27 protein-coding genes are annotated in these 25,316 nt (G+C 69.1%); 18 read left to right on the top strand and 9 right to left on the bottom strand.

All coding sequences use genetic code 11. The features are described from left to right. Positions 1 to 12 precede the first annotated feature (12 nt). Together miaB and AJAP_RS26745 are read left to right on the top strand one after the other, a co-directional pair. Positions 13 to 1,527 carry a tRNA (N6-isopentenyl adenosine(37)-C2)-methylthiotransferase MiaB gene (gene miaB, locus AJAP_RS26750; protein ID WP_174492106.1) on the top strand — a complete coding sequence of 505 codons (1,515 nt, stop codon included), beginning with the start codon at positions 13 to 15 and terminating at the stop codon, positions 1,525 to 1,527. Beyond that, positions 1,524 to 1,985, top strand: coding sequence for an Rv2732c family membrane protein (locus tag AJAP_RS26745; RefSeq protein ID WP_038516326.1), 462 nt, complete (start codon positions 1,524 to 1,526; stop codon positions 1,983 to 1,985). Before miaB ends, AJAP_RS26745 begins: the two co-directional genes overlap by 4 nt. Here the strand turns inward: AJAP_RS26745 and AJAP_RS26740 are convergent. Then, positions 1,982 to 2,434 (bottom strand): hypothetical protein, encoded by a 453-nt coding sequence (locus tag AJAP_RS26740; RefSeq protein WP_038516323.1) that lies wholly within the window; start codon positions 2,432 to 2,434, stop codon positions 1,982 to 1,984. The two genes, AJAP_RS26745 and AJAP_RS26740, sit on opposite strands and share 4 nt — an antisense overlap. 173 nt (positions 2,435 to 2,607) lie before the next feature. Then, the gene (locus AJAP_RS26735) at positions 2,608 to 3,921 is read right to left on the bottom strand and encodes a DUF349 domain-containing protein (protein ID WP_037343278.1); all 1,314 of its coding nucleotides are present in this window, start codon (positions 3,919 to 3,921) and stop codon (positions 2,608 to 2,610) included. A gap of 235 nt (positions 3,922 to 4,156) precedes the next feature. Between AJAP_RS26735 and AJAP_RS26730 the strand changes: the two genes are divergently transcribed. The 3 genes from AJAP_RS26730 to dapF are packed head-to-tail and all read left to right on the top strand — an operon-like array spanning position 4,157 to position 6,586. Next, positions 4,157 to 4,843, top strand: a complete 687-nt coding sequence (locus AJAP_RS26730; protein ID WP_038516321.1) for a class III extradiol dioxygenase subunit B-like domain-containing protein — start codon at positions 4,157 to 4,159, stop codon at positions 4,841 to 4,843. Then, a complete protein-coding gene (gene miaA, locus AJAP_RS26725) occupies positions 4,840 to 5,742 on the top strand; it encodes a tRNA (adenosine(37)-N6)-dimethylallyltransferase MiaA (RefSeq protein ID WP_174492049.1) in 903 nt (300 codons plus the stop codon). The genes AJAP_RS26730 and miaA overlap by 4 nt, the downstream gene beginning before the upstream one ends. A 10-nt stretch (positions 5,743 to 5,752) precedes the next feature. Then, positions 5,753 to 6,586 (top strand): diaminopimelate epimerase, encoded by an 834-nt coding sequence (gene dapF / locus AJAP_RS26720; RefSeq protein ID WP_084098349.1) that lies wholly within the window; start codon positions 5,753 to 5,755, stop codon positions 6,584 to 6,586. Here dapF and AJAP_RS26715 read toward each other — a convergent pair. After that, on the bottom strand, positions 6,583 to 7,827 hold the full coding sequence (locus tag AJAP_RS26715; protein ID WP_038516318.1) for an MFS transporter: 1,245 nt from the start codon (positions 7,825 to 7,827) through the stop codon (positions 6,583 to 6,585). The genes dapF and AJAP_RS26715 overlap by 4 nt on opposite strands. Positions 7,828 to 7,888: 61 nt before the next feature. Here AJAP_RS26715 and AJAP_RS26710 point away from each other — a divergent pair, with 61 nt between their 5' ends. The 3 genes from AJAP_RS26710 to AJAP_RS26700 all read left to right on the top strand — a co-directional run bounded on the left by AJAP_RS26710 (position 7,889) and on the right by AJAP_RS26700 (position 11,083). Continuing rightward, positions 7,889 to 8,386 carry an ArsR/SmtB family transcription factor gene (locus tag AJAP_RS26710; RefSeq protein WP_038516315.1) on the top strand — a complete coding sequence of 166 codons (498 nt, stop codon included), beginning with the start codon at positions 7,889 to 7,891 and terminating at the stop codon, positions 8,384 to 8,386. Between the two features lie 43 nt (positions 8,387 to 8,429). Continuing rightward, positions 8,430 to 9,863 carry a GTPase HflX gene (hflX, locus tag AJAP_RS26705; RefSeq protein WP_037343286.1) on the top strand — a complete coding sequence of 478 codons (1,434 nt, stop codon included), beginning with the start codon at positions 8,430 to 8,432 and terminating at the stop codon, positions 9,861 to 9,863. A gap of 206 nt (positions 9,864 to 10,069) precedes the next feature. After that, complete coding sequence (locus AJAP_RS26700; RefSeq protein WP_037343287.1) at positions 10,070 to 11,083, top strand: SdiA-regulated/phytase-like domain-containing protein; 1,014 nt, start codon at positions 10,070 to 10,072, stop codon at positions 11,081 to 11,083. An 82-nt stretch (positions 11,084 to 11,165) separates the two neighbouring features. Here AJAP_RS26700 and lexA read toward each other — a convergent pair whose 3' ends face one another. Next, positions 11,166 to 11,882: a transcriptional repressor LexA gene (gene lexA, locus AJAP_RS26695; protein ID WP_037343289.1), complete on the bottom strand. Its 717-nt coding sequence runs from the start codon at positions 11,880 to 11,882 to the stop codon at positions 11,166 to 11,168. 318 nt (positions 11,883 to 12,200) lie between these two features. Between lexA and AJAP_RS44860 the strand changes: the two genes are divergently transcribed. From AJAP_RS44860 to AJAP_RS26675, 4 genes are all read left to right on the top strand, one after another. Next, entirely contained in the window at positions 12,201 to 12,695 is a 495-nt protein-coding gene (locus AJAP_RS44860) for a LysM peptidoglycan-binding domain-containing protein (RefSeq protein WP_038516311.1), read from the top strand. Between the two features lie 301 nt (positions 12,696 to 12,996). Then, positions 12,997 to 13,485: a transcriptional regulator NrdR gene (gene nrdR / locus AJAP_RS26685; protein ID WP_034311932.1), complete on the top strand. Its 489-nt coding sequence runs from the start codon at positions 12,997 to 12,999 to the stop codon at positions 13,483 to 13,485. A gap of 34 nt (positions 13,486 to 13,519) precedes the next feature. Next, positions 13,520 to 16,336, top strand: a complete 2,817-nt coding sequence (locus AJAP_RS26680; protein WP_038516307.1) for a vitamin B12-dependent ribonucleotide reductase — start codon at positions 13,520 to 13,522, stop codon at positions 16,334 to 16,336. Positions 16,337 to 16,416: 80 nt separating this feature from the next. Then, positions 16,417 to 17,067, top strand: coding sequence for a hypothetical protein (locus tag AJAP_RS26675; RefSeq protein ID WP_038516304.1), 651 nt, complete (start codon positions 16,417 to 16,419; stop codon positions 17,065 to 17,067). Here the strand turns inward: AJAP_RS26675 and AJAP_RS26670 are convergent. The 3 genes from AJAP_RS26670 to AJAP_RS26660 form a co-directional block, all read right to left on the bottom strand. Continuing rightward, positions 17,055 to 17,381: a DoxX family protein gene (locus tag AJAP_RS26670; protein WP_407639384.1), complete on the bottom strand. Its 327-nt coding sequence runs from the start codon at positions 17,379 to 17,381 to the stop codon at positions 17,055 to 17,057. The genes AJAP_RS26675 and AJAP_RS26670 overlap by 13 nt on opposite strands. 69 nt (positions 17,382 to 17,450) lie before the next feature. Further along, positions 17,451 to 18,500 (bottom strand): DUF2293 domain-containing protein, encoded by a 1,050-nt coding sequence (locus tag AJAP_RS26665; RefSeq protein WP_038516298.1) that lies wholly within the window; start codon positions 18,498 to 18,500, stop codon positions 17,451 to 17,453. Between the two features lie 18 nt (positions 18,501 to 18,518). Next, positions 18,519 to 19,118, bottom strand: a complete 600-nt coding sequence (locus tag AJAP_RS26660; protein WP_038516296.1) for a CGNR zinc finger domain-containing protein — start codon at positions 19,116 to 19,118, stop codon at positions 18,519 to 18,521. Between the two features lie 55 nt (positions 19,119 to 19,173). On the opposite strand from AJAP_RS26660, the gene AJAP_RS26655 reads away from it, so the two are divergent. Beyond that, on the top strand, positions 19,174 to 19,572 hold the full coding sequence (locus AJAP_RS26655; protein WP_038516293.1) for an SRPBCC domain-containing protein: 399 nt from the start codon (positions 19,174 to 19,176) through the stop codon (positions 19,570 to 19,572). Here AJAP_RS26655 and AJAP_RS26650 read toward each other — a convergent pair whose 3' ends face one another. Continuing rightward, positions 19,573 to 20,157, bottom strand: coding sequence for a TetR/AcrR family transcriptional regulator (locus AJAP_RS26650; protein WP_038516291.1), 585 nt, complete (start codon positions 20,155 to 20,157; stop codon positions 19,573 to 19,575). A gap of 94 nt (positions 20,158 to 20,251) precedes the next feature. On the opposite strand from AJAP_RS26650, the gene AJAP_RS26645 reads away from it, so the two are divergent. Both AJAP_RS26645 and AJAP_RS26640 read left to right on the top strand, forming a co-directional pair. After that, complete coding sequence (locus tag AJAP_RS26645) at positions 20,252 to 20,899, top strand: FMN-dependent NADH-azoreductase (RefSeq protein WP_038516288.1); 648 nt, start codon at positions 20,252 to 20,254, stop codon at positions 20,897 to 20,899. After that, positions 20,899 to 21,213, top strand: a complete 315-nt coding sequence (locus AJAP_RS26640; RefSeq protein WP_037343307.1) for a DMT family transporter — start codon at positions 20,899 to 20,901, stop codon at positions 21,211 to 21,213. Before AJAP_RS26645 ends, AJAP_RS26640 begins: the two co-directional genes overlap by 1 nt. A gap of 65 nt (positions 21,214 to 21,278) precedes the next feature. Here the strand turns inward: AJAP_RS26640 and AJAP_RS26635 are convergent, their stop codons facing one another. Continuing rightward, entirely contained in the window at positions 21,279 to 23,285 is a 2,007-nt protein-coding gene (locus AJAP_RS26635; RefSeq protein ID WP_038516285.1) for a prolyl oligopeptidase family serine peptidase, read from the bottom strand. Between the two features lie 85 nt (positions 23,286 to 23,370). Between AJAP_RS26635 and AJAP_RS26630 the strand changes: the two genes are divergently transcribed. From AJAP_RS26630 to AJAP_RS26620, 3 genes are read left to right on the top strand one after another with little or no spacing between them, the layout of a single operon-like run. Beyond that, positions 23,371 to 24,303 carry a neutral zinc metallopeptidase gene (locus AJAP_RS26630; RefSeq protein ID WP_038516282.1) on the top strand — a complete coding sequence of 311 codons (933 nt, stop codon included), beginning with the start codon at positions 23,371 to 23,373 and terminating at the stop codon, positions 24,301 to 24,303. Further along, on the top strand, positions 24,300 to 24,782 hold the full coding sequence (locus AJAP_RS26625; protein ID WP_038516280.1) for a hypothetical protein: 483 nt from the start codon (positions 24,300 to 24,302) through the stop codon (positions 24,780 to 24,782). Before AJAP_RS26630 ends, AJAP_RS26625 begins: the two co-directional genes overlap by 4 nt. A 47-nt stretch (positions 24,783 to 24,829) precedes the next feature. Next, positions 24,830 to 25,261, top strand: coding sequence for a CBS domain-containing protein (locus tag AJAP_RS26620; protein WP_037343317.1), 432 nt, complete (start codon positions 24,830 to 24,832; stop codon positions 25,259 to 25,261). The last annotated feature ends 55 nt before the right edge of the window (positions 25,262 to 25,316 follow it).

Below are 25,316 nucleotides of genomic sequence, written 5' to 3'. Positions count from 1 at the left end.
GTCGATCGTGCCATGGAACCCCGCCCGCGTACCCTCGAAGGCGAGATGAGCGCGCGCACTTACCAGATCCGCACCTTCGGCTGCCAGATGAACGTGCATGACTCCGAACGTCTTGCCGGGCAGCTCGAGGACGCCGGCTACGTTCCGGGTGACGGCGAGGCCACACCCGACCTGATCGTGTTCAACACCTGCGCGGTGCGGGAGAACGCGGACAACAAGCTGTACGGCACCCTCGGTCATCTGCGCCCGCAGAAGACCGCGAAGCCGGACATGCAGATCGCCGTCGGGGGCTGCCTCGCGCAGAAGGACCGCGGCGAGATCGTCAAGCGCGCGCCCTGGGTGGACGTCGTCTTCGGCACGCACAACATCGGCTCGCTGCCGACGCTGCTGGAGCGCGCGCGGCACAACGCCGAGGCCGAGGTCGAGATCCTCGAATCGCTCGAGACCTTCCCTTCGACGCTCCCGGCGAAGCGCGACTCGGCGTACGCGGGCTGGGTGTCGATTTCGGTGGGCTGCAACAACACCTGCACGTTCTGCATCGTCCCGGCGCTGCGCGGCAAGGAACGCGACCGCCGTCCCGGCGAGATCCTGGCCGAGGTCGAGGCGCTCGTCGCCGAAGGCGTGCTGGAAGTGACCCTGCTCGGCCAGAACGTGAACTCCTACGGCGTCGAATTCGGCGACCGGCTCGCGTTCGGGAAGCTGCTGCGCGCCTGCGGTTCGGTGGACGGGCTGGAGCGGGTCCGGTTCACCTCGCCGCATCCGGCGGCGTTCACCGAGGACGTCATCGACGCGATGGCCGAGACGCCGAACGTGTGCCACCAGCTGCACATGCCGCTGCAGTCCGGTTCGGACCGGGTCCTGCGCGAGATGAAGCGGTCCTACCGTTCGGCGCGGTACCTCAAGCTCCTCGATCGCGTGCGCGAGTCCATGCCCGACGCCGCGATCACCACCGACATCATCGTCGGCTTCCCCGGCGAGACCGAGGAAGACTTCCAGGCGACGCTCGACGTCGTCGCGCAGGCGCGGTTCTCCAGCGCGTTCACCTTCCAGTACTCGATCCGGCCGGGCACGCCCGCCGCCGAGATGGACGGGCAGCTGCCGAAGGAGGTCGTGCAAGAGCGCTACGAGCGGCTCGTGAAACTGCAGAACGACATCTCCTGGGACGAGAACAAGAAGATCATCGGACGGAGGGTCGAGCTGCTGGTGGCCTCCGGTGAGGGCCGCAAGGACACCGAGACGCAGCGTATGAGCGGCCGCGCCCGTGACGGCAGGCTCGTCCACTTCACGCCGACGGGGCCGCTCGTGGACCGCCTGGTGCGGCCGGGCGACGTCGTCGAGACCGTGGTGACCTACGGCGCGCCGCACCACCTCGTCGCCGACGGCGACCTGCTGTCGCACCGCCGCACCAAGGCGGGGGACAACTCCGAGGCCGGGCTGCGGCCGAAGACCAACGGCGTGACGCTGGGCCTGCCGGGCTTCGGCGCCCCGGCCGTCACGCCGGAACCGGTGAGCGGGTGTGCACTGTGACCGAACCGAAGATCGACGAACTCGCCGCCGAGATCGACGAGGTCGGTGAGCGCGCGGCCAAGACGATCGAGCTGGGCAGGCGCGGGTTCTCCATCGCCGTGCTGGTGTTCGTGCTGCTGATCGCTCAGCTGCTGCCCTGGGTCGGCGAGCACGCCGGCTGGGAGGTGCTGCTCGGCAGGGGCGGCGGGATCCCGCAGCTGTTCGCCGCGACCTCCACCGGGATCGGGGTCTTCGTCGGCGCCGTCGCACTGGTGACCCGGCGCTGGTGGCTGGCCTGGGTCTGCGCCGCGGGCGGCTGGTTCGCCTCCGTCGACGGGATGCTCGCGATCTGGTCCCAGCAGTCCTCGCACGCGACCGGCGCGGCCGGTGGCGGTCCGGGCTTCGGGCTGATCGTCGCCTGGATCGCCACCGTCGCGCTGGCCATCTACTGGATGCGTGCGGCCTTCTCCCGCAGCTAGCCGACCCGCAGGGTGAGGTTGCTGGACGTGTACGCGCTCGCGTAGAGCGTCGTTTCGGGGTGGTAGGCCCGGAGCGTGATCACCGCGCTGAAGGAGAAGCTCAGCTTCAGCGAGAACGTCGAGTTGGGCCGGCAGGTCGTGTCGGCGATGTTCACCCACACGCTGCCCTGAAGCTGCTGCACGATGATCGCTTCGAGGCTGTCGGCCGCATCGCCGCCTTCTTGAGCCTGCAGAGTCCCCTTGAGGGTGACCTTTTCGTTGACCTTCGCCTGCTTCTTGCTGAGCGAGGCGTCGAGTTTGACCTTCTTCTTGCCCGCTTCGGCGGAGACCGGGGCCGGTGCCGGGGCGGCCGTCGCCGACGCGGCCGGGGCGAGCCCGGCCACCAGAGCACAACTGATCGCCAGGGCGGCGAACGCCCGGCGTACTGGGGGAATCAGTGTCTGGTTCATGATCGAAGTCGACCACGGTTGAGCGCGGAGAGCGCCCGAATACGCACGAAGGTGCTAGGCGTCCCTCCACAGTGGAGTGACGCGCGCGCCCGCCCCCGAACGCCATGAAAGGTCCTTTCCTTGCGAAATTTGCAAGGAAAGGACCTTTCATGGCACTACAGGACGCCGAAGACCTACCGGTCCGCGATGGCCGCTTCCGCCGCCTCGAGCCACTCACGCCACTGCGCGGCCTGCTCGTCCGCCTTCTTCGCGCGCCGCTCGTCGCCCGCCGCACGGGCCTTCGCCGCCTGCGACTCGAACTGCTCGACCCGCTCGCGGAACTGCGCCGCCCTGGCCTGCGCCTCCGGGTCGGTCCGCCGCCACTTGCTGTCCTCGGCCGACTTGATCGCGTCCTGCACGGCCTTCAGGCGCCCGTCCAGCTCACGGATGCGCTCGCGCGGGACCTTGCCGATCTCGTCCCACTGGTCCTGGATGCGGCGCATGTGCTGCTTCGCCGCCTCCAGGTTCGCGGCGGGGTCGATCTTCTCGGCCTCGACGAGGAGCTCTTCCTTCTGCTGCGCGTTGGTCGCGAACTCGGCGTCCCGCTCGGAGAACACCGCGGACCGCCGGGCGAAGAACTTGTCCTGCGCGGCGCGGAACCGCTGCCAGAGCGCCTCGTCGCTGTCCTTGGGGGCGCGGCCGGCGGCCTTCCACTCGGTCATCAGGTCCTTGTAGCGACCCGCCGTCTCGCCCCAGTCCGACGACTCCGAGAGCGATTCGGCCTCGGCGATCAGCTCTTCCTTGCGGTGCTTGGCTCCCGCGCGCTGCTTGTCGAGCTCGGCGAAATGCGAGCCACGGCGGCGGTTGAACGCCTCACGGGCCTTGGAGAACCGCTTCCACAGCTCGTCGTCGGTCTTGCGGTCGACGCCCTTGACGGTCTTCCACTCGTCCAGGATCGCGCGCAGCCGGTCGCCCGCGGCCTTCCACTGCGTCGACTCGGCGGCGAGCTTCTCGGCCTCGTCGGCGAGGGCCTGCTTGCGGACGACGGCGGCCGCGCGGGCCTCCTCGCGCTCCTGCTTGGCGGAGGCCAGCGCCTTCTCGGCGTGGGCGATGACCTGCTCGATGCGGCCGTTCAGCGCGGCGATGTCGCCGACGACGGCGGCTTCGGCGAGGCCGTCACGCAGCTGTGTCGCCGTCGCCAGCGCGTGCTTGGGGTCGCCGGCGCCGGACTCCAGCCGGGTCTCCAGCAGCTCGACCTCGGTGCGCAGGTCGTCGAAGCGGCGCGCGTAGTGGAGCAGACCCTCGTCCGGGCTCCCGGCCTGCCAGACACCGACCGCGCGCTCGCCGTCGGCCGTGGTGACGTAGACCGTTCCTTCTTCGTCGACCCTGCCCCAAGCGGACGGGCTGGGCTCGGCGGGCGGCACGGGGGGTGCGGGATGCCCGCCACCGAGCGCGTGCGGTACCGGGTGCGGTGCCGGGGTACCGGTGGACGTGTTCTCCTGGGCCATCGCAGGCTCCTTATCGCCTGTACGCCCGCTGGCGCGGGCGCCCCGCCTAGCGGCGGGGCCGGGTAATGCGTTGCCGTCTTGCTTCGGGGGCATCAACCCCTTGCGGCATTCAAGCAGCTCAGCGTCCACCGTGGAACCGGAAGAACCACCAGAGGGCAGTGATCCTACTTCCGGAGGACCCTCCGTGTCGGTCGGTTGCGGGTGGTAGGTGGCGGGGAAGGTAACGTCGGCGGCCGTGATCCGCCGTGTCGCCGTGCTCCCGCAACCCCCGCTGCTCATCCCCGAACTGGCCGCCGGAGCGGCGGACGAGTGCGCCGAGCTGCGCGAAGCCTGCCTCGCCGCGGCGAGGCGCCTGACCAGTGCTTCGCCGGACTGGGTCGTCATCGGCGCGGCCACCGGCGCCCCCGAGGTGCCGGAACACGCGAGCGGGTCGTTCCGCGGTTTCGGCGTCGACCTCGGAGTCTCACTCAGCCGGGTGACGGCCCCCGAAACCGAGCTGCCGTTGCCCGCGCTCGTCGCCGGCTGGCTTCGCGAGCAGGGCGGCGCGTCATCGGTCCGCGTCCATCTCGTGGATCCCGCCACCCCCTTCGACCAGTGCGAACAGTTCGCCCGCGCGGTGGGCGACCACCCCGCCGTGCTCGTGCTCGGCGACGGTTCGAGCAGGCACGGCCCCCGTTCCCCCGGAGGTGAGGACGCGCGCGCCGAGGGTTTCGACGCCGGGGTCCGCGACGCCCTGGCCAAGGCCGACACGGGAGCACTGGCCGCGCTCGACCCCGCCTTGGCCGCCGAACTCGGGGCCGGTGGCCGCGCGCCCTGGCAGGTCCTCGCCGGTCTGGCGGACGGGGACTGGACCGCCGAGGTCCTCTACTCGGCCGCGCCGTTCGGCGTCGGCTATCACGTCGCGGTCTGGGAGCACGCGTGATCCGGCCGGTCGCGGTCGTCGGGCCCACGGCGACCGGGAAGACCGCGCTGGCGGTCGAACTCGCCCTCACCCTCGGGGGTGAGGTGGTCAACGCGGACGCGTTGCAGCTCTATCGAGGGATGGACATCGGGACGGCCAAGGCGACCGTCGAGGAGCGGCGAGGCGTGCCGCATCACCTGCTCGACGTCCTCGACGTCACCGAGACCGCCTCCGTCGCCGCGTACCAGCGCGATGCGCGTCAGCGCGTCGAGGAACTCCTCGACGCCGGTCGCGTGCCGATCCTCACCGGCGGGTCCGGTCTGTACGTCCAAGCCGTGCTCGACGACCTCAAGTTCCCTGGCACCGATCCGGACGTGCGCGCCCGGCTGACCGCCGAGACCGACGAAATCGGCGTCGCCGCGATGCACGCCCGGCTCACGGAACTGGACCCCGTCGCCGCCACGGCCATCCTGCCGACCAACGGCCGCCGGATCGTGCGCGCGCTGGAGGTCATCGAGATCACCGGAGAACCTTTCTCGGCGAACCTGCCGAAACCGGGGCCCGCGCGCTACGACACCGTCCTGATCGGCATCGACCGTGAACCAGCGGAACTCGACACCCGCGTCGACCGCCGCGTGGAGCTCATGTTCGAAGGCGGACTCGTCGACGAGGTCCGGACGTTGCTGGGCCAAGGACTCCGTGACGGGCTCACCGCATCGAGGGCGCTGGGCTACCAACAGGTGATCGCCGCGCTCGACGGCGACGGCGACTTCCCGGCGGCCTCGGCGGCCACCGCACAGGCCACCCGGAGGTTCGTGCGGAGACAACGTTCCTGGTTCCGGCGGGACAAGCGCATCCGGTGGTTCGACGGCGGTTCGGAGCGGCTGGCCGAGCGCGTCCTCGAAGCGGTGGCCCAGTAATCTTGGGGCCATGGGCGGCATCGAATTCCTCAAGGGACACGGCACACAGAACGATTTCGTGCTGCTTCCCGACCCCGACGGCCGCCTCGAGCTGACCGAAGCGCGGGTGGCCGCGTTGTGCGACCGTCAGCGTGGTCTCGGTGCCGACGGCGTGCTGCGTATCGTGCGCTCGGCGGCGCTGGGCGTGGAGGCTGAAGGTTCGGCGGGCGAATGGTTCATGGACTACCGCAACGCCGACGGATCCATCGCGGAGATGTGCGGGAACGGCGTCCGGGTCTTCGTCCGTCACCTCGTCGATTCCGGGCTCGTTTCCGAACGCGAGTTCGTCATCGGCACCCGCGCCGGCGACCGGCCGGTGCGGATGCACGCCGACGGCTCGGTGACCGTGCAGATGGGACCGGCGGCGATCACCGGCACCTCGGTCACCGTGGTCGCGGGCAAGCCGTTCTCCGGGGTGGCGGTGAACGTCGGCAACCCGCACCTGGTGTCGGTCGTCGACGACGACGTCGACGTGCTCGATCTGCGCGACCAGCCCGATTTCGACTCCGACGTGTTCCCCGACGGCGTGAACCTCGAGTTCATCAACCTGCTGGGCGACGACGCGCTGAAGATGCGCGTCCACGAACGAGGCGTCGGCGAGACGCGGTCCTGCGGCACCGGCACGGTCGCCGCGGTCGCCGCCGCCCTGCACCTCGCGGGCACCGACGCCGGTGAGGCGACCGTCGACATCCCCGGCGGCCGCGTGGTGGTCGAGATCCGCCGCGGCGGGTCCACGCTGACCGGCCCGGCGGAGATCGTCGCCCGCGGGGAACTCGACGAAGCCTGGTGGGCGGGGCTCGGTTAGCCGACCGTGATCGGCTCCTTGGGAAGGTCGCGAAGCTTCCGGATCGGGGAGAAGACCACCCACAGCACCGCGGCCGACTCGCCGATTATCGCGAACCACACTGTGGCGCGGATCCCGATCGTCTCACCGAGTGCGCCGCCGAGCAGGCCGCCCAGCGGCAGCATGCCCCAAACGATGAACCGCACGCTCGCGTTCATGCGGCCGAGCAGCCTGTCCGGACAGACGGCCTGCCGGTAGGACACCTGCGCGACGTTGTAGATGATGATCCCGAAGCCCGTGAAGAGCAGCGCGCCGGGGATCAGCGCGACCATCCAACCGGGCTCCGCCAGCGGGATGAGCAGTTGCAGCGGCCAGGTCAGCAGCGGTACCAGCCAAATCGATCGCGCCTGCCCGAGCCGCGCCGTGATCCTGCCCGCGAAGACAGCGCCGACGATCCCACCCACACCACCGATCGCGAGAACGATGCCGACCGCCGCCGGCGGCAGCCCCAGCGTCCGGTTCAAGAACAGGATCTGCACAGCGGTGAAGGCGCCGTTGAACAGGTTGCACGTCCCGGTACAGGCGACGATCGAACGTAGTGCGGGGTCTTTGAATACAAATCGCAGTCCCTCAGCGATCTGGGGGAGCAGCCTCGCACCCTCGTTTCGCTCGGGCACCTCTTCGACGGTGCGGATCCGCAGCAGGCACAGCGCCGAGGTCAGGAAACCCACACCGGTCATCAGCACGGCGTTGGCCGCGCCCGCCAGCTGCACGAGCCCACCGCCGATGCCCGGGCCGGTCAGGAACGCGACCGACTGGCTCGCCTGGAGTTTCGCGTTGCCCTCGAGGAGATGCTCGCGGCCGACCAGCGACGGCAGATACGACTGGTAGGCGACGTCGAAGAACACCGTCGCGACCCCGACGAGCGTGGCGACCACGATGAGCTGTGTCAGCGACAGGACTCCCGCCCACCAGGCGAGCGGAACGGTGAACAGCAGCGCCGCGCGGACGAAGTCGGCTCGCAGCATCAAGACCCGGCGGCGCATCCGGTCGACCCACACCCCGGCCGGCAGCCCGATGATCAGGAACGCGATGGTCTCGGCCGCGGTCAGCAGTCCCATCTGGAACGGTGTCGCGGCCAGCACGGTGGCCGCGAGCAGGGGAATCACGGTGTGACCGGCGAAAGCACCCACCTGGCTGGCCGTGTCACCCGCCCAGAGCCGCCGGAAGTCCGCGTGGAAGAAGAGGGAGTCTCTGCGCACGACGCCACCTTGGCGCGAGTGATTGGAAACTGTCAATCACTAATCGCTCTAGGCTGTCCCGGTGCCCACTCCACGACGCGCCGCCACCGAGGCAGAGATCGCCGCGATGGCCTCCGGAATAAGGCTGCGCATCATCCGGTTGACCTACTCCGAGGCGCTGACCAACAAGGAGCTCGCCGAACGGCTCGATCGCGATCCGGCGACGACGCTGCACCACGTGCGCAAGCTCGTCGACACCGGCTTCCTCGAAGCGCTTCCGCCACGACGCGGCACGCGCGGTGCGAAAGAAATTCCGTATCGCTCGACCGGGTTGTCATGGCATCTTGATTCCCGCGACAGGGGGATCGATCAGGCGATCTTCGAGGCTTATCTGGCCGAGATCGCCGACGTGGGATTCGACGAGGTGCAGCAGACGCGCCTGGTCGTCCAGGTGCCGGACGAGCAGATCACCGAGTTCGAAACACGGCTGATGGAACTCGTCGACGACTTCATGTCCCGGCCGGTCGACCCGGAAGCGAAACGCACGGCCATCTACCTGTCGAAGTATCCCAGCAGGTAATGAATTCGGTCCCGCCGCCGAAACGTGGGACCATGGAGGCACGATGACGGAACTGACACACAACGATCTGAACGACATGGACCCTTCGACCGGCGAACTGGAGCTCGAGGACCGCGCCTCGCTCCGCCGGGTAGCGGGCCTGTCCACCGAACTCGCGGATGTCACCGAGGTCGAATACCGGCAGTTGCGCCTGGAGCGCGTCGTTCTGGTCGGTGTGTGGACCGAGGGCAGCGCCCTCCAGTCCGAGGCCTCGCTCGCCGAACTCGCGCGGCTCGCCGAAACGGCGGGCTCCGAGGTGCTGGAAGGCCTGGTGCAGCGGCGGATCCGCCCGGATCCCGCCACCTACATCGGCTCGGGCAAGGTCAAGGAACTGCGGGACATCGTGATGGCCACCGGTGCCGACACGGTGATCTGCGACGGTGAGCTCTCGCCCGGCCAGCTGCGTCAGCTGGAGGAGAAGGTCAAGGTGAAGGTCATCGACCGCACCGCCCTGATCCTCGACATCTTCGCGCAGCACGCCCGCTCCAAGGAGGGCAAGGCGCAGGTCGAGCTGGCCCAGCTGCAGTACCTGATCCCGCGGCTTCGCGGGTGGGGTGCGGCGCTGTCCCGGCAGGCCGGTGGCCGCGCGGGTGGCGCCAACGGTGGTGTGGGTCTGCGTGGTCCCGGTGAGACGAAGCTCGAAACCGACCGCCGCCGGATCAACAAGCGCGTGGCCAAGCTGCGTCGCGAGATCGCCGCGATGGACACCATCCGCGAGACCAAACGCGGTCGCCGGGTGGCCAACGAGGTGCCGAGCGTCGCGATCGTTGGCTACACCAACGCCGGCAAGTCGAGCCTGCTCAACGCGCTGACCGGCGCCGGGGTGCTCGTCGAGGACGCGCTGTTCGCCACGCTGGATCCGACGACCCGGCGGGCGCAGACCCCCGACGGCCGCACCTACACGCTGACCGACACCGTCGGTTTCGTCCGGCACCTGCCGCACCAGCTGGTGGACGCGTTCCGGTCGACGCTGGAGGAGGCGGCGAGCGCCGACCTGCTCGTGCACGTCGTCGACGGCGCCGACCCGACGCCGGAGGAGCAGGTCAACGCGGTGCGCGAAGTGCTCGCCGAGATCACGAAGCGCCGTTCCGAGCCGCTCCCGCCGGAGCTGCTGGTGATCAACAAGGCCGACGCCGCCGACGAGGTGTCGCTGGCCCGGTTGCGGCACCAGCTGGCCGGTTCGGTGCAGGTGTCGGCGCGGACCGGCACCGGGATCACGGAGCTGGCCGAGGTGATCGCGGAGCGGCTGCCGAGGCCGGAGGTCGTGGTCGAGGTGCTGATCCCGTACTCGCGGGGCGAGCTCGTCTCCCGTGCCCACGCCGACGGCGAGGTGCTGGAGGAAGAGCACGTCGAGACCGGTACCCGGCTGGTCGTCCGCGGCAGGCCCGAGCTGGCCGCGGCGCTGAGCGACTTCCAGACGAACGGCTCGGCTCTGTAGAGACACAAGTACGTGAAGGCCCCCTTCCTTGCGCTAGACGCAGTGAAGGGGGCCTTCACGTCCCCAGGCGTTGGGGCACCGTGGCCGGTCGCTGAAAGTGGCCTTCGCGACATTCCGCCCCATCTCGGCGTCCGCACCGAACTGCGCGCCGTCCCGGACGTCTCCGTAGTGTGGGGCTTCAGGGGTTCCACGGTACGGAGGTGGATGTGCGGGGGATTGTCGCGGCGACGGTCGTGCTGGCGGCGTTCATCGGCGGGACGGCTCCCGCCCTGGCGCAGGAGGTGCCGGCGCCGCAGCCGGTGTGCAAGAACAGCGACTCCCGGCTCAGCGAGCTTTCCGGGCTGGTTTCCGACGGCGAGCACCTGTACGCCCTCAACGACGGCGGGACCAAGACGCAGGTCTTCGTCCTCGGCCGCGACTGCAAGGTCCAGAAGGTCATTTCGGCGCCCACGGACCCGTACGACCCCGAAGACCTCGCCCGTACCGCGGACGGCACCTTCTGGCTTTCCGATACCGGTGACAACCGCAAGCGGCGGGACACGGTCGCGCTGATCTCGCTGACGCCGCAAGGCAAAGCGACGCTGCACCGGCTCACGTACCCCGACGGGCAGCACGACGTCGAGGCGCTGATCATGGACCGCTCCGGCACGCCGTACCTGATCACCAAAGACGTCTTCGGCGACGCGAAGGTGTACCGGCCGACGGGGCCGCTCGCCAGCCCCGGGCCAACCCCGCTGGAGAGCGTGGGGTCACTGCAGATCAAGGAGACCTCGACACCCGGCGGACCCGTCGGGTCGATCGGTTCGATGACCGTCACCGGCGCGGCGTCGATGGCCGACGGCTCGGTGGTCGCGTTGCGCACCTACACCGACGCCTATCTCTACGCCGTCACCGACGGAGACCTCAAGAGCGCGCTGCAGCGCGAGCCCGTGCGGGTACCCCTGCCGAACGAGAAGCAGGGGGAGGCGATCGCCTTCGATCCGGACGGGACGCTGCTGTCCGGCGGGGAGGGCGTCGGCGAGCAGATCCGGGCGGTGAAGGGCGCGGCGGCACTCGCCGTGGACGCGGCGAAATCCGAGGGCAGCACGTCGGGCGGGACCTCCGCGGCCGGTGGCACGGGCCAGGGGTCCGACTTCCCGTACGTGCAGGTCGGTATCGCCGCGGTCGTCGTGATCGGCGGCCTTCTCCTGGTCGGCAGGCTGCGCAAGCGGCGTGCTTGACCGAGAAGCGGAAGGGCTGCCGAAGCTGCCGAGCCTGACCCGGGTCGGCTGACCCGGGATCCCGGCGTGCTCCGGCTTGGGGCTACAGCCTGCGAAGAACGGCGACGACCTTGCCGAGGATCGTGGCGTCGTCACCCGGGATGGGCTCGTACGCCTCGTTGTGCGGCATCAGCCAGATGTGGCCGTCCTTGCGCTTGAACGTCTTGACCGTCGCTTCGCCGTCGATCATCGCCGCCACGATCTCGCCCGGGTCCGCCGTGGGCTGCTGGCGCACGACGACCCAGTCGCCATCGGTGATGGCGGCGTCGACCATCGAGTCGCCGGTGACGCTGAGCAGGAACAGCTCGCCCTCGCCGACGATCTCCCTCGGCAACGGGAAGACGTCTTCGATCGCCTGCTCCGCCAGCACCGGACCACCGGCCGCGATCCGGCCGACGAGCGGCACGTACGCGGCCTTCGCGGCCGACTGCGGCTGCTCGACGTCGATGCCCATCGGGTTGTCGTCCGTCGTGGCGAGTACACCCACCGCACGCGGGCGGTTCGGGTCGCGTCGCAGATAACCCTTGCGCTGCAGGGCCTGCAACTGGTGCGACACCGACGAGGTGGAGGTCAGCCCGACCGCCTCGCCGATCTCACGCACACTCGGCGGGTAGCCGAACCGGCTCACCCACAGTTTGATCACGTCGAGCACCTGCTGCTGCCGCACGGTCAGGGTCTCGTCCACCTCGTAGACCTCGGGCAAGGCGCGCACCTTGCCCGAGCCCCTAGGCGCGTTCCCCGCCTTGCTCTCCTTAGCCACCGTCTCGCTCCTTCATCTCCTGCGTCGCCTCCCAGTACGTCCGGTCGCCCGGACCGACTTCGCGTGTCTTCGCCGGTGGCGGACGATCTTCCCCGCCCACGGCACCGGCGGCGTCCGCGCAGCAGACGCCCTGGTCAACGACGTTAGCCCGCCGGGACGACGATTTCAAACATCTGTTCGATGGACACGCCGTGTCGCTCGATTTTTGTCGGTGGGAGGTGGTACACATTCGCACGGGCGTTCGATAGAACGCGTGTTCGATCTTGATGCCGGGTCCCGGCCCGGCGGCGAGTGCAGCAGGACTGCGAGGAGGTTCCGATGTCGATTCTGGCCGATCGAGGACTGGTGCGGCCCAGTTCCCCCGGGCCCGTTCCGGCAGGGGCGACCCGGCCCGTGCGGGTGGGGCGGGGCAGGCGTGCCGAGCCCTTGCGTCCGCCGACCAGGGCGCGGGTCGTGGCGGGCCGCCGCCCCGGCGTCGCCACCGTCGCCCCGGCGTGCCCGGCGCCGCGGCGGCTCCCGCTCAGGTGGCCGTCGCTCGTCGGGATGGCCTTGCTCGTCGCCGGGATCATCACCGGATCGGGTCTGTTCTTGGCCGGTGTTCCCGGCGCCGCGGTGCCCGAACAGACCACCACGGTGTCCGTTTCCGCGGGCGAGACGCTGACGGAGATCGCGGCGCGATTCGCGCCAGGCAGTGACACCGGCGCGGTCGTCGCCAAGATCAAGGAGCTCAACTCCCTGGAAAACGCCGTCCTCGTGCCCGGGCTGCCGCTCACGGTCCCCGTCGCGGCCGAGGTCGCGGAAGGCGGGAGGTGATCCCGAAGGACGCTCTCACCCGTCGTGGGTGAGCTCCTCATTCGTGTCTGATCGACCCGGCCGTTGCGCTTGCGTGCGTCCGACCAGCGATCTAGTCTCCACCGCTATATGTAGTAGTTACATGGCTGTAGTTGGTCCATAGCTTGGGGTAGACTCGGTACCAGTTGTCCACAGCTGGCCGGTGTTCACCCACCGGATGTCCACAGATCGATCCACATGTCGATCTTTTCCGTCGTTGCGTGGCGACGGGGGCGGGCGTCCACTCGGGACCGGCCGGCGCGGAGGGGAAGGTGATCGGCGGATGAGGTGCCCGTTCTGCCGGCATGCGGACTCTCGGGTCGTCGACTCCCGAGAGGTGGATGAGGGTCAGGCGATCCGGCGGAGGCGCTCCTGCGCCGCTTGCGGCCGGCGCTTCACCACTTCGGAGACGATGGTGCTCGCCGTCGTCAAACGATCCGGGGTCACCGAGCAGTTCAGCCGGGACAAGGTGGTCCGGGGGGTGCGCCGCGCCTGCCAGGGCAGGCCGGTCGACGACGACGCGTTGCAGCAGCTCGCGCAGCGGGTCGAGGAGTCGATCCGGTCGGCGGGGCTGGCGGAGATCCCGAGTCACGAGGTCGGCCTGGCGATCCTGGGCCCCCTGCGCGAACTCGACGGCGTCGCCTATCTCCGGTTCGCCAGTGTCTACCGCTCCTTCTCCTCGGTCGAGGACTTCGAGAAGGAGATCTCGGACCTCCGCGAGGCCATGGCTGCCACACCGGACGAGAGCGATCAAGACGCGAAAGACGGCTGATGCCGCCTCCCGCGTGGGAGTGAGGGAAAGACCCATGACCGAGACCGTGGGAACAGGCAACCCGGCCACAGCGCGGACGAACGGGAAGAAGAAGCAGGCGGGCGGGCTCACCGTGCGCCGCGTCTTCACCACCGAAGGCGTCCACCCGTACGACCAGGTCACCTGGGAGCACCGGGACGTCGTGATGACGAACTGGCGCGACGGCACGGTCAACTTCGAGCAGCGCGGTGTCGAGTTCCCCGGCTTCTGGTCGGTCAACGCGACGAACATCGTCACGAGCAAGTACTTCCGCGGTGCCGTGGGGACGCCTCAGCGCGAGCAGAGCCTCAAGCAGCTGATCGACCGCGTCGTCCACTCCTACGTCAACGCCGGCCGCGAACACGGCTACTTCGCGAGCCCCGCCGACGCCGAGGTCTTCGAGCACGAGCTGACCTGGATGTTGCTGCACCAGGTGTTCAGCTTCAACTCGCCGGTGTGGTTCAACGTCGGCACGACGTCGAAGCAGCAGGTCAGCGCGTGCTTCATCCTCGCGGTCGACGACACCATGGAGTCGATCCTCAACTGGTACCGCGAAGAGGGCCTGATCTTCAAGGGCGGCTCCGGCGCCGGCCTGAATCTCTCCCGCATCCGGTCCTCGCGCGAGCTGCTGTCCTCCGGTGGCACCGCGTCCGGTCCGGTCTCCTTCATGCGCGGCGCCGACGCCTCCGCGGGCACCATCAAATCCGGCGGCGCCACCCGGCGCGCGGCGAAGATGGTCGTGCTCGACGTCGACCACCCGGACGTCGAGGAGTTCGTGCAGACCAAGGCCCGCGAAGAGGAGAAGATCAAGGTCCTCCGCGACGCCGGGTTCGACATGGACCTGTCCGGCTCGGACATCGCCTCCGTCCAGTACCAGAACGCGAACAACTCGGTCCGCGTCTCCGACGAGTTCATGCAGGCCGTCGAGACCGAGGGCGACTTCGGCCTGCGGTCCCGGACGACCGGCGAGGTCATCGACCGGGTCGACGCGAAGAAGCTGTTCCGCACCATCGCGCAGGCCGCCTGGGAATGCGCCGACCCGGGGCTGCAGTACGACGGCACGATCAACGATTGGCACACCTGCCCCGAATCGGGCCGGATCACCGCGTCCAACCCGTGTTCGGAGTACATGCACCTGGACAACTCCAGCTGCAACCTCGCCTCGCTGAACCTGCTCAAGTTCGCCACCGAGGACGGCGGTTTCGACGCGCCGCTGTTCGCGAAGGCCGTCGAGCTGGTCATCACCGCGATGGACATCTCGATCTGCTTCGCCGACTTCCCGACCGAGGCGATCGGCGACACCACTCGCAAGTTCCGCCAGCTGGGCATCGGCTACGCGAACCTCGGCGCGCTGCTGATGGCGCTCGGCCACGCGTACGACTCCGACGGCGGCCGCGCGCTCGCCGCCGCGATCACGTCGCTGATGACCGGTGTCTCGTACCGGCGTTCCGCGGAACTCGCCGCGGTCGTCGGGCCGTACGAGGGCTACGCGCGCAACGCCGAGGCGCACCAGCGGGTCATGCGCAAGCACGCCGCCGCCAACGAACTCGTGCGGACCTACCACTCGAACGACGCCGCGGTCCGCGCGCTCGCGACCCAGGAATGGAAGCGCGGCATCGAACTGGGCGAGAAGAGCGGCTGGCGCAACGCGCAGGCCTCCGTGCTCGCGCCCACCGGCACCATCGGCTTCATGATGGACTGCGACACGACCGGCATCGAGCCGGACTTCTCGCTGGTCAAGTTCAAGAAGCTGGTCGGCGGCGGCTCGATGCAGATCGTCAACCAGACCATCCCGCGCGCGCTGGCCGCGCTCGGTTACCAGGGCGAGCAGATCGAAGCGATCGTCGAGTACATCGCTCAGCACGGTCACGTCGTCGACGCCCCGGGCCTGCGCCAGGAGCACTACGAAGTGTTCGACTGCGCGGTGGGGGAGCGGTCCATCGCGCCGATGGGACACGTCCGGATGATGGCCGCGGTGCAGCCGTTCCTGTCGGGCGCGATCTCCAAGACGGTCAACATGCCGGAGTCGGCGACCGTCGAAGAGGTCGAGGAGATCTACTTCCAGGGCTGGAAGTACGGCCTCAAGGCGCTCGCGATCTACCGCGACAACTGCAAGGTCGGCCAGCCGCTCTCCAGCGGCAAGAAGGAGAAGGCCGAGCCCGAGGCCGAAAAGGTCGTCGAGTACCGGCCGGTCCGCAAGCGCCTGCCGAAGAAGCGCCCGAGCCAGACGGTGTCGTTCACCGTCGGCGGCGCCGAGGGCTACCTGCACGCCGGTTCGTACCCGGACGACGGCCTCGGCGAGATCTTCGTGAAGCTCGGCAAGCAGGGGTCGACCCTCTCAGGCGTGATGGACGCGTTCTCGATGTCGATCTCCGTCGGCCTGCAGCACGGGATCCCGCTGGAGTTCTACGTTTCGAAGTTCTCCAACCTGCGTTTCGAGCCCGCCGGCATGACCGACGACCCGGACATCCGGATCGCCACCAGCGTCATGGACTACCTGTTCCGCAGGCTGGCGCTGGACTACCTGCCATACGAGAAGCGTTCGCAGCTCGGCATCTTCACCGCCGACGAACGTTCGGCGCAGGTCGAGGCGAGCTACGGCACCGCTCCCGTCGCGGAACCGGAGAACGTCGACATCGACGCCCTCCGCTCCACTGTGGACTCCTCGTCGGCGGAGCCCGCCAAGGTCGCGCACTCGACGGCGGAACTGGTGGAGTTGAACCTGGGCACCGCTTCCGACGCGCCGCTCTGCATGACCTGCGGCACCAAGATGCGGCCCGCCGGTTCGTGCTACGCCTGTGAAGGGTGCGGAGCGACCTCCGGCTGCAGCTAGGTCAGAGCGAATGTCATGAAAGGGCCGTTCAGGACGATATATGTCCTGAACGGCCCTTTCATGACACCGGAGGCGCGTGCGTGACCATCGTTGATCCTTTCGGCACACTCAAGCAGGCGCTCTGGATCTGCGGCGGCCAATGGGCGGGGAAGTCCACCGTCTCCCGCCTGCTCGCCCACCGCCATGGAATCACCGTCTACCACTACGACTTCCACGACGCCCGTGCCCATCAAGATCGCCGCATCGCCCATCGCGTCCGGAACGGTTCGCCTGTCGAGGATCCCGACTCCGAGACCGTCTGGGTGGAGACGACACCCGAACGGATGGCCGCCGACACGATCGCCGGTTTCCCGACCCGGTTCGCCTGGGCGCTGGACGATCTGCGCGCGCTGGTGTCCGGGCGCCCGATCCTCGCCGAGGGCTGGGGGCTGCGCCCGGAACTGGTCGCGCCACTCCTGGAATCACCCCGGCGGATGATCGTGCTGGTGCCCACGGACGAGTTCCGCGAGCACCAGCTTCGTGTCCTTCCCCGTGCCGGGGCGGTGACACAGCGGGTCAGTGACCCCGAACGGGCGCAGCGCAACCGGATCGCGCGAGACCGGCTTGTCGCCGAGGACGCCGTGCGGAGCGCGACCGGGCTCGGTATCCGGGTGCTGCGGGTCGACGGCTCGAAAGACGCCGAAGCGATCGCGGACGTCGTCGCCGAGCACTTCGGTCCCTACCTGGCCTGAGCGAGATCCAGGACCAGGACGACCGCGGCCAGCGCGAGCAGGCTGCCGGGGGCGGCGATGTTGCCGAAGACGCGGTGGCGCAGGTGGACGAAGACAGCGCCGATGTAGAACAGCACGAGCCCGGCGGCCGCCGCGGCCCCGAGGTACTGCACGCCGAACAGGCCGAGGACCAGCCCCGCCGCGCCCGCGGCTTTCACCAGGCCCAGGGGCACGATCCAGGAACGGGGTACGTCGACGGCGGCGGAATTCTCGAGAACGAACGGGGCATAGACGAAATCGGCGATCGCCGCCCCGGCGTTGAGGACGATCGTCACGATGGCCACGATGAGGTATGCGGTGAACATGCCCCGTGGACGAGGCCCGCGCCCGGAACGTGACAGCGGTCAGGAACGCCAGCGGTCGAGCACCGCGTCGATGGCGGGCCGGATGCGGTCGCGGGCGGCCTGGCGTTCCACGCCTGCCATGAGGAGGTCGTCGTATTCGGTGTCGAGATGCCGGATCGAGGCGACGACGGCGAGGAAGACCGCTCGTTCGGCCAGTTCCCGTCCGGCGGCGGACCGGCCCACCCGGCCGCTGCCGCGCAGGCCCGCGTGTTCGGCGATGGCGCGTGCTCGGTCCGGCGGGCAGGCGGGGAACATCTCGGTGATCGCGGTGTGGAACCGGGCGGTGAACTCGACGTCTTCGTGGGCGCGGCGTTCCCGATCGCGGCCGCGGCGCCGTTCCCGGATGTCCTCGTCGGCGAGGCATTGCTCCTCGGCGGCGCGCAGTGCCGCTTCTTCGACCAGGATCCCTTGCCGCTCATGGCGTTTCCGCGACCGGTTGAACTTGGTGACGACGGCGGAAAGCCGGCTCGCCTTCTTCGCGCGGCGGGTCAGGGTGGCGTCGCCGGAGGGCAGGAAGACCAGGTGGCCGAGGTCGGCACAGTCGAGGCAATGCGGCTTTTCGTTCTCCGCGAACCACAGGTCGCCGGTGCCGCCGCAGTCGGCGCACGCCCAATCCCGGAGTGCTACCGACACCATGAGGTCGGGTGCTTTCCGTTGCCTGGCTTCGACTTGCGCGCGTTTCGCTTCGGACAGTCCCGGCATGATCCAGTGCGTCCGGAACAGCGGTTCGAGACCGGAGAGCTCGCCGGAGGTCACCCGGAGGGCGGCCCGGTCCCGGGTCGCGCCGACGTGCTCGATCTCCGAGCCTTCGAGGCCGTTCGCCGCGGCCCAGCGTTGCAGGGCACCGAGAGCGAAGGTCAACTTCTCCGGTGCCACCGACAGCGCCCCCGTCAGCACGGGGATCCGGCCGCGCTGCCAGGCATCGACGACGTTCTCCGAGAGCCAGCCGATGCCGGTGAGGATGCCGAGCGCGGTCACCGACTTCTTTTTGGCCAGCAGCTTTTCCGCCGTCTCGACGACGCGTTGTTCCAGTTTCGCTTCACCCTGCATCGCCGGGAATCCTAGCGATCACGCGGTTTCGGTGCGGGCCCGGTACGCCCGGATCTTGGCGCGGTTGCCGCAGCGCTCCATCGAGCACCAGCGACGGTTGCCCGAACGCGAGGTGTCGAAGAACAGCAGATAGCAGTCGCTCGCGGAACATTCGCGGACGCGGCCGGAGCGTTCGCCCGCGACCAGGCCGATGGCGTCGCGGGCGACGGCGCCGAGAAGTTGCTTCCCGGTGACGGGCGGCGCCCAGGCGAGCCGCCGGGTCTCCGGGTCCACGAGCGGCCTCGGGGTGGCTTCGGTCGCGCTGTTCAGCACGGCGAGGTCGTCGGTCGACGGCGCTTCGCCCCGGGCGAGGGCGGGCGCGACGCGGTAGAGCGTGTCCCGCAGTTCCTTCAGCGCGGTGAGTTCGGCGGGCCGGATCCGGACGTCTGTCAGGGGAGCGGTCAGCGCCAGCCGGGAGCCGGTGAACCAGTCGGCGAGGGCGGACGGCGTATGCGCGATCTCGTAGCGCTGGTACGGGCCGGGACCGCCGGTCAGCATGAGTTCGAGGCTGAGGCTGCCCGGGTCGAACCGGTACCGCTCACCCTGGGCGTTGACGAGCACTCTTGTTCCCGGAGTCATGTAACCACTATAGTCGGTTTCAGAAACCAGGTAAGACGGTTACAGCGGAGGCGTGATGATCGGCAAGACGAAGGACGCGGGCTGGGAGATCGGCGTGTCCAAGACGGTGGCGTATCCGCTGGTCGAGGTTTGGGAGTATCTCTCGGGTCCGGGCTTGGCGGCCTGGCTGGGCGAAGTGTCGCTGGAGCCGGAGAAGGGCGCGCCGTACGAGACGGCCGAGGGCACCGTCGGCGAGGTCCGCGGTTACCGCGAGCGCGAGAAGATCCGTCTCACCTGGCGGCCGAAGGACTGGGATCACGAGAGCACGGTCCAGGTCGGGCTCCGTCCGGCCGGGCCGGGCAAGACGACCGTGGTCTTCCATCAGGAGCGGCTGGCCGGTCCGGAAGAGCGTGCCGCGCAGCGCGAGCACTGGCAGGCCGTGATGAAGCTGGTCGTCGACGGTCTCGCCGGCTGATCAGGAGAGCGTTCGCCGGGCGAGCTCGGCCAGGGTGTCGGTGATCCGTTCGACACTCAGGCCGAGCTCGCCTGTTTGATGCAGGAACACTTCGACGGCGAGCGGTGCCAGCAGGACGTCGGCGAGCACGTCCGGATCCGGGGCGCTCGCCTGCTCCGCGAGATGGCGGACATGGGTGCGCCACAGCCGGTACGGCCCGGTGGTGAACCGCGAGTGCCCGACCTCGGTGCCGAGGACGAGATGCGCGTGCCGGGCGAGCAACCCGATCATCGCCGCGTAGAACGCGGCCAGCCGCTCGGCGGGCGGCGCGCCGGGCCCCAGCGGGGGAGGGCCGGTGAGCAGCCGCTCCTGGAGCTCCCGCTCGTGTTCGTCCAGCAGGGCCACGGCGATCGCCGAGCGGTCCGGGTAGCGGCGGTACAGCGTCGCGCGGCCGACTCCGGCCGCTTTGGCGATGTCCTCCATGGTGATGTCGGCCGCCGGACGTGCGGCGAAGAGCCCTTCGGCGGCCTCCAGGATCTTCGCGCGGTTACGGGCGGCGTCCGAACGTTCCCGTCCCGGACCGTTCGCGAGCAGATCTTCCGGCATGTTCCGCAGCCTAGGGAATATCCGGACGCGGCGTCCACTTGTACCCGGTGAAGCAAGTGGACGCCGTGTCCACTTCCTGGTCCCGGAGGCCCCGATGAGCCACCTTCTCCACCTCGACTCCAGTGCCCGCAGCGCGTCGTTCTCCCGCGAGCTGAGCGCCCGGTTCGCCGGCGCCTGGCGTGCCGCGAACCCGGGCTCGGCCTACACCTATCGCGACCTGGCCGCCGACCCGGTGCCGCCGATCGGCCAGGCCTGGACCGAGATCTGCGACGCCCTCCTCCAGGCGGGGATCACGGATCCGGAGGGGTACGCCTCCGTGGTGAAGACGCCGGAGCAGCGCGAAGCCTGGGCGGTCATCGAGCCGCTGCTGGCCGAACTGCTCGCCGCCGACGTCGTGCTGATCGGGGCGCCGATGTACAACTTCTCGATCCCCGCGACGCTCAAGCTGTGGATCGACCAGGTGACGTTCCCGAAGATGTCCTTGGCGGGCAAGGCTTTCGTGGTCGCGGGAGCGCGTGGCGGCACCTACCTGCCGGGCACGCCGCGCGAGCCGGTCGACCACCACGAGCGCTACCTGCGCGATTTCTTCGCCGGGCACTACGACGTCCGGGACGTCACCTTCCTGCATTCCGAACTGACGAACGCCCTGGTCGACCCGCGGCTGAGCCCGCGTGACCCCGACCGGATCGCGTCGCGGGAGCAGGCGCTCCTCGGCGCCGAAAAGGCTGGGAGGGAAGTCTGATGGGCTGGGGAATCCTGCTCCTGGCGGGAGCCGTCGAGGTCGCCTGGTCGCAGAGCATCAAGCCGACGGAGAACTTCACCCGGTTCTGGCCGACCGTGCTGTGCTTCGTGCTCGGCGTCGCGGCGGTGTACCTGCTGTCGAAGGCGATGGACTCGATCCCGGTGGGGACCGCGTACGCCGTCTTCACCGGGATCGGCGCGGTGGGCGCGATCGTGTTCGGCATCGTGATCCACAAGGACCCGGTCAGCTTCGGCCGGTTCGCCGCGATGGCGCTGATCGTCGGAGGGGTGGTGCTCGCGAAGGTGACCGAGTGAGCTCCGAGTGTCATGAAAGGGTCGTTCAGGACGCAAGATGTCCTGAACGACCCTTTCATGACACGTCAGGCGAGCTTCTCCCACAGGAATTCGAACATCAGCGCCCATTTGAACGCCAGCTGTTCGTTGTCGGCCGCCGCGCCGTGCCCGCCCTCGATGTTCTCGTGGTACCGCACGTCGTGGCCCTGCTCCGCCATCCGCGCGACCATCTTGCGCGCGTGCGCGGGATGCACCCGGTCGTCGCGGGTGGAGGTGACGAACAGGACCGGCGGGTAAGCACGGTCCGCGTGGACGTTCTGGTACGGCGAGTACTTCCCGATGAAGTCCCATTCCGCCGGATCGTCGGGGTCGCCGTACTCGGCCATCCACGACGCGCCCGCGAGGAGCTTGTGATACCGCTTCATGTCCAGCAGCGGGACCTGGCTCACGATCGCGCCGAACAGGTGCGGGTAGCGCGTCAGCATGACACCCATCAGCAGCCCGCCGTTGCTGCCGCCCTGGATCCCGAGCCGGGACGGCTCGCTGATCCCGCGCTCGACGAGATCGGCGGCGACGGCCGAGAAGTCCTCGTAGACCTTGTACCGCTTGGCTTTGGTCACCGAGGTGTGCCAGTCCGGCCCGTATTCGCCGCCACCGCGGATGTTCGCGACGACGTACGTGCCGCCTCGCGCGAGCCAGCCGCGGCCGATGATGCCGCTGTAGCCGGGGGTCAGTGAGACCTCGAAGCCGCCGTAGCCGGTCAGGAGCGTCGGGCCGCCTTCAGCCCCGGAGGGGCGTACGACGAAGTACGGGATCTTCGTGCCGTCTTCGGACGTCGCGAAGTACTGCGAGACCGTCATGCCTTCGCTGTCGAAGAACGACGGAGCGCGCTTGAGGATCTCGACGTCACCGCCGACGTGCCCGTAGCTCAGCGTCGACGGCTGGGTGTAACCGCTGGAGTCGAGCAGGTATTCGTCGCTGACGTCGGGGTCGGTGCCGGTGATCTGCGCGGTGCCCAGTTCCGGGGCGCCGGCGAGCGGCCTGGAGGTCCAGCCTTCGGACGGCGTGAGCACGTGCAGTTCCGTCCGGACGTCGGACAGCGTCGAGAGCAGCAGATGGTTGTGCGTCCACGCCCAGTACTCCAGCGACGTGTGCGCGTCCGGCGTGAACAACGTCGTGAAGGAGCGCTCGCCCGCCATGAACGCGTCGAAGCCGGAGGCGAGCAGGGTGCCGGAGGGGTATGTCGTGCCTTCGACGGTCCAGTCCGAGCGAAGCCGGATCAGCAGCCACTCACGGTGCGAGGACGTCTGGGCGTCTTCGGGAACCTCGATGCGGTCGAGACCGGTGGCCGTCCGGACATACCTTTCCGTGCGGTAGAAGTCGACCGACCGGTAGACGAAGTCGCGCTCCCAGCCCTCGGTCGGGTCGTGGTGCGCGGATACCGAGACGTCGTCCGGTTTGCCCTCGAAGACCACCGTCGCCTCTTCGAGTGGCGTGCCGCGGCGCCATTCCTTCGCCAACCTCGGATAGCCCGAACTGGTCAGCGTCCCCGGACCGAAGTCGGTGCCGACGTAGACGCGGTCCTGGTCGATCCAGCCGATCCTGGTCTTGGCTTCGGGGACGAAGAACCCGTCGTCGACGAAACGGCGCTCGTCGAGGTCGTACTCGCGGACCACGGTCGCGTCGGCGCCTCCGCGCGACAGTTCGACCAACGCGCGGTGATACCCCGGACGGAGGACGGCCGCGCCCTGCCACACCCAGTTCTCGCCGTCGGCCTCGGCCAGGGCGTCGACGTCGAGCAGGAGCTCCCACTCCGGGTCGTCGAGCCGGTACTGCTCCAGGGTGGTACGGCGCCACAGGCCGCGGGGGTTGGCCGAGTCCTGCCAGAAGTTGTACAGATACTCGCCGCGGCGCCGGATGTACGGGATCCGGTCGTCGGCGTCGAGGACCTCGCGGACCTCGTCACGGATCCCGGCGAACCGCTCGCCGGTGGACAGTTCCGCCAGCGCCTCGGCGTTGCGGGCTCGCACCCAGTCCAGCGCTTCTTCGCCGGTCACGTCTTCCAGCCACAGGTACGGGTCCTCGTCACTCATGCACACAGTCTCGCCGGGTGCTCCGTCCCGGCGCCACCAGGTGTGGCATTCCGTATGCTGTGGGCTCGCACGTTTGGGGGACATCATGACCGGCACCGACGAGGTACCCAGACCGTTCGCGCCCGCGCCGCCTCGTCCCGAAAGCCCCCGCAACACCGGGACCGCCGTGGTCGGCCTGCTCATCGTCGCCGCGCTGACCACCACCGGGATGGCGATGGCGGGCGGACCGCGGAAGATCGACGGTCAAGCCCTCCCGGCGTCCGGTGTGTACACCTCCGAAGGGGCCAAGGCGCCCGCCGGGAACGCGAAACCCGCGCCGAAGGAGGTGCGGGAACTGGAGACGAACCCGCTGCTGGCGGAGGGGATCGCGCTCGGCGCCGTCACCTGCCGCCTGCCCGCGATCAGCCGCGAGCCCGCGAAACTGGAGACGTACTACAAGACCTTCGTGTCCTGTCTCGCCGAATCCTGGAAACCCGCCTTGGACCAGGCGAACGAACCCGCGCTGACGGCGACCGTTCAAGTGACGCTGCCCGAGACCAGCGCGTGCGGGAAGGCACCGAGCGAGAACGAGGCCGTCGCCTACTACTGCGGCGGTGACACCACGATCTACGCGCCGACCCAGTGGATGCTGGGCGACGCGGGTCTCGAACGGTCCCGTCACCTCGCGACGATGGCCCACGAGTACGGACACCACATCCAGCGGTCCAGCGGGATCCTGTCGGCGGCCGCGGAGAAGATGTCGTCGCCGGGCGAGGACAGCCCGGCCGACAAGGAACTGGTCCGCCGCATCGAACTGCAGGCGAACTGTTTCGGCGCGCTCGCCCTCGCGGCCGCCGCCGGTCGCGGCTCGATCAGCAAGTCGCTGGCCAACGCGGCACTCGACGACTACGGCCGCGCCGACGACAGCGACACCCACGGCAGCCGTCGTAACCAGCTGAAATGGGCGAAGGCCGGGTTCTCCGGGAAGACGACGTCGGCGTGCAACACCTGGGCGGCGCCCGCTTCGGACGTCAAATGACCGACGAGGTGATGGCCGAGATCAACACCGGCCTCCAGGCGCACATCTCCGGTGACCGCGCCGGCGCGCGCGAGAGGTTCACGGCGTTGTGGGAACGGATCGGCGAGGACGGCGACCCGCTGCACCGGTGCGCGCTCGCGCATTACATGGCCGACGTGTGCGACGACCCGGCCGACGAACTCGCCTGGGATCTCCGCGCGCTCGCGGCGGCCGACTCCCTCACCGACGAACGCGCCAAGGAGTACCACGCGACGCTCGCCGTACGCGGGTTCTACCCCTCGCTGCACCTGAACCTCGCCGAGGATTACCGCAAACTCGGTGATCACGAGTCCGCGAAGAAGCACTGGGAGCTCGGGCGGGGGACTCTCGGCGCGCTCGGCGACGACCCTTACGGCCTGGGGATCATCGAAGCGTACGACGCGCTCGCCACCCGGCTCGGTCTCGAACCGGACTCTCCGGACTTTCGCGCACGGCGGTGAGGCCATAACCTGGGGTGACTCAGGTCACCCATCCGGGAGGAGCGCGTATGCGGATTTCCGATCTGTTGCGGAACAAGGGGGCGGCCGTCGCGACCGTCTCGCCGGAGACGAACGTAACCGAACTGCTCGAGAGACTGGCGGAGCACAACGTCGGCGCCTTGGTGGTCGTCGACCCCGAGGGCGGGATCGTCGGGATCGTCTCCGAACGGGACGTGGTGCGGCGGCTCAACGAGCGCGGACCCCAGCTGCTCGACGGATCGGTGTCCGCGATCATGACGAAGATGGTCGCGAGCTGCACCCCCGAGGATTCGGTGGACCAGCTGTCGGTCCTGATGACCGAACGCCGGATCCGGCACGTCCCGGTCGTGGTGGACGGCAGGCTCGCGGGGATCGTGAGCATCGGCGACGTCGTGAAGACCCGGATGGAACAGCTGGAGCAGAGCCAGGAGCAGCTGGAGGCGTACATCTCGCAGGGCTGATCCCGGCCCGGCCCGTGCAATGAAAGGTCCTTTCCTTGCAAATTTCGCAAGGAAA

It is taken from the genome of Amycolatopsis japonica (assembly GCF_000732925.1).
GTDB lineage: Bacteria > Actinomycetota > Actinomycetes > Mycobacteriales > Pseudonocardiaceae > Amycolatopsis > Amycolatopsis japonica.
Note: the sequence above shows the minus strand (reverse complement) of the source record. Positions and strands in the feature narration are given on the sequence as shown.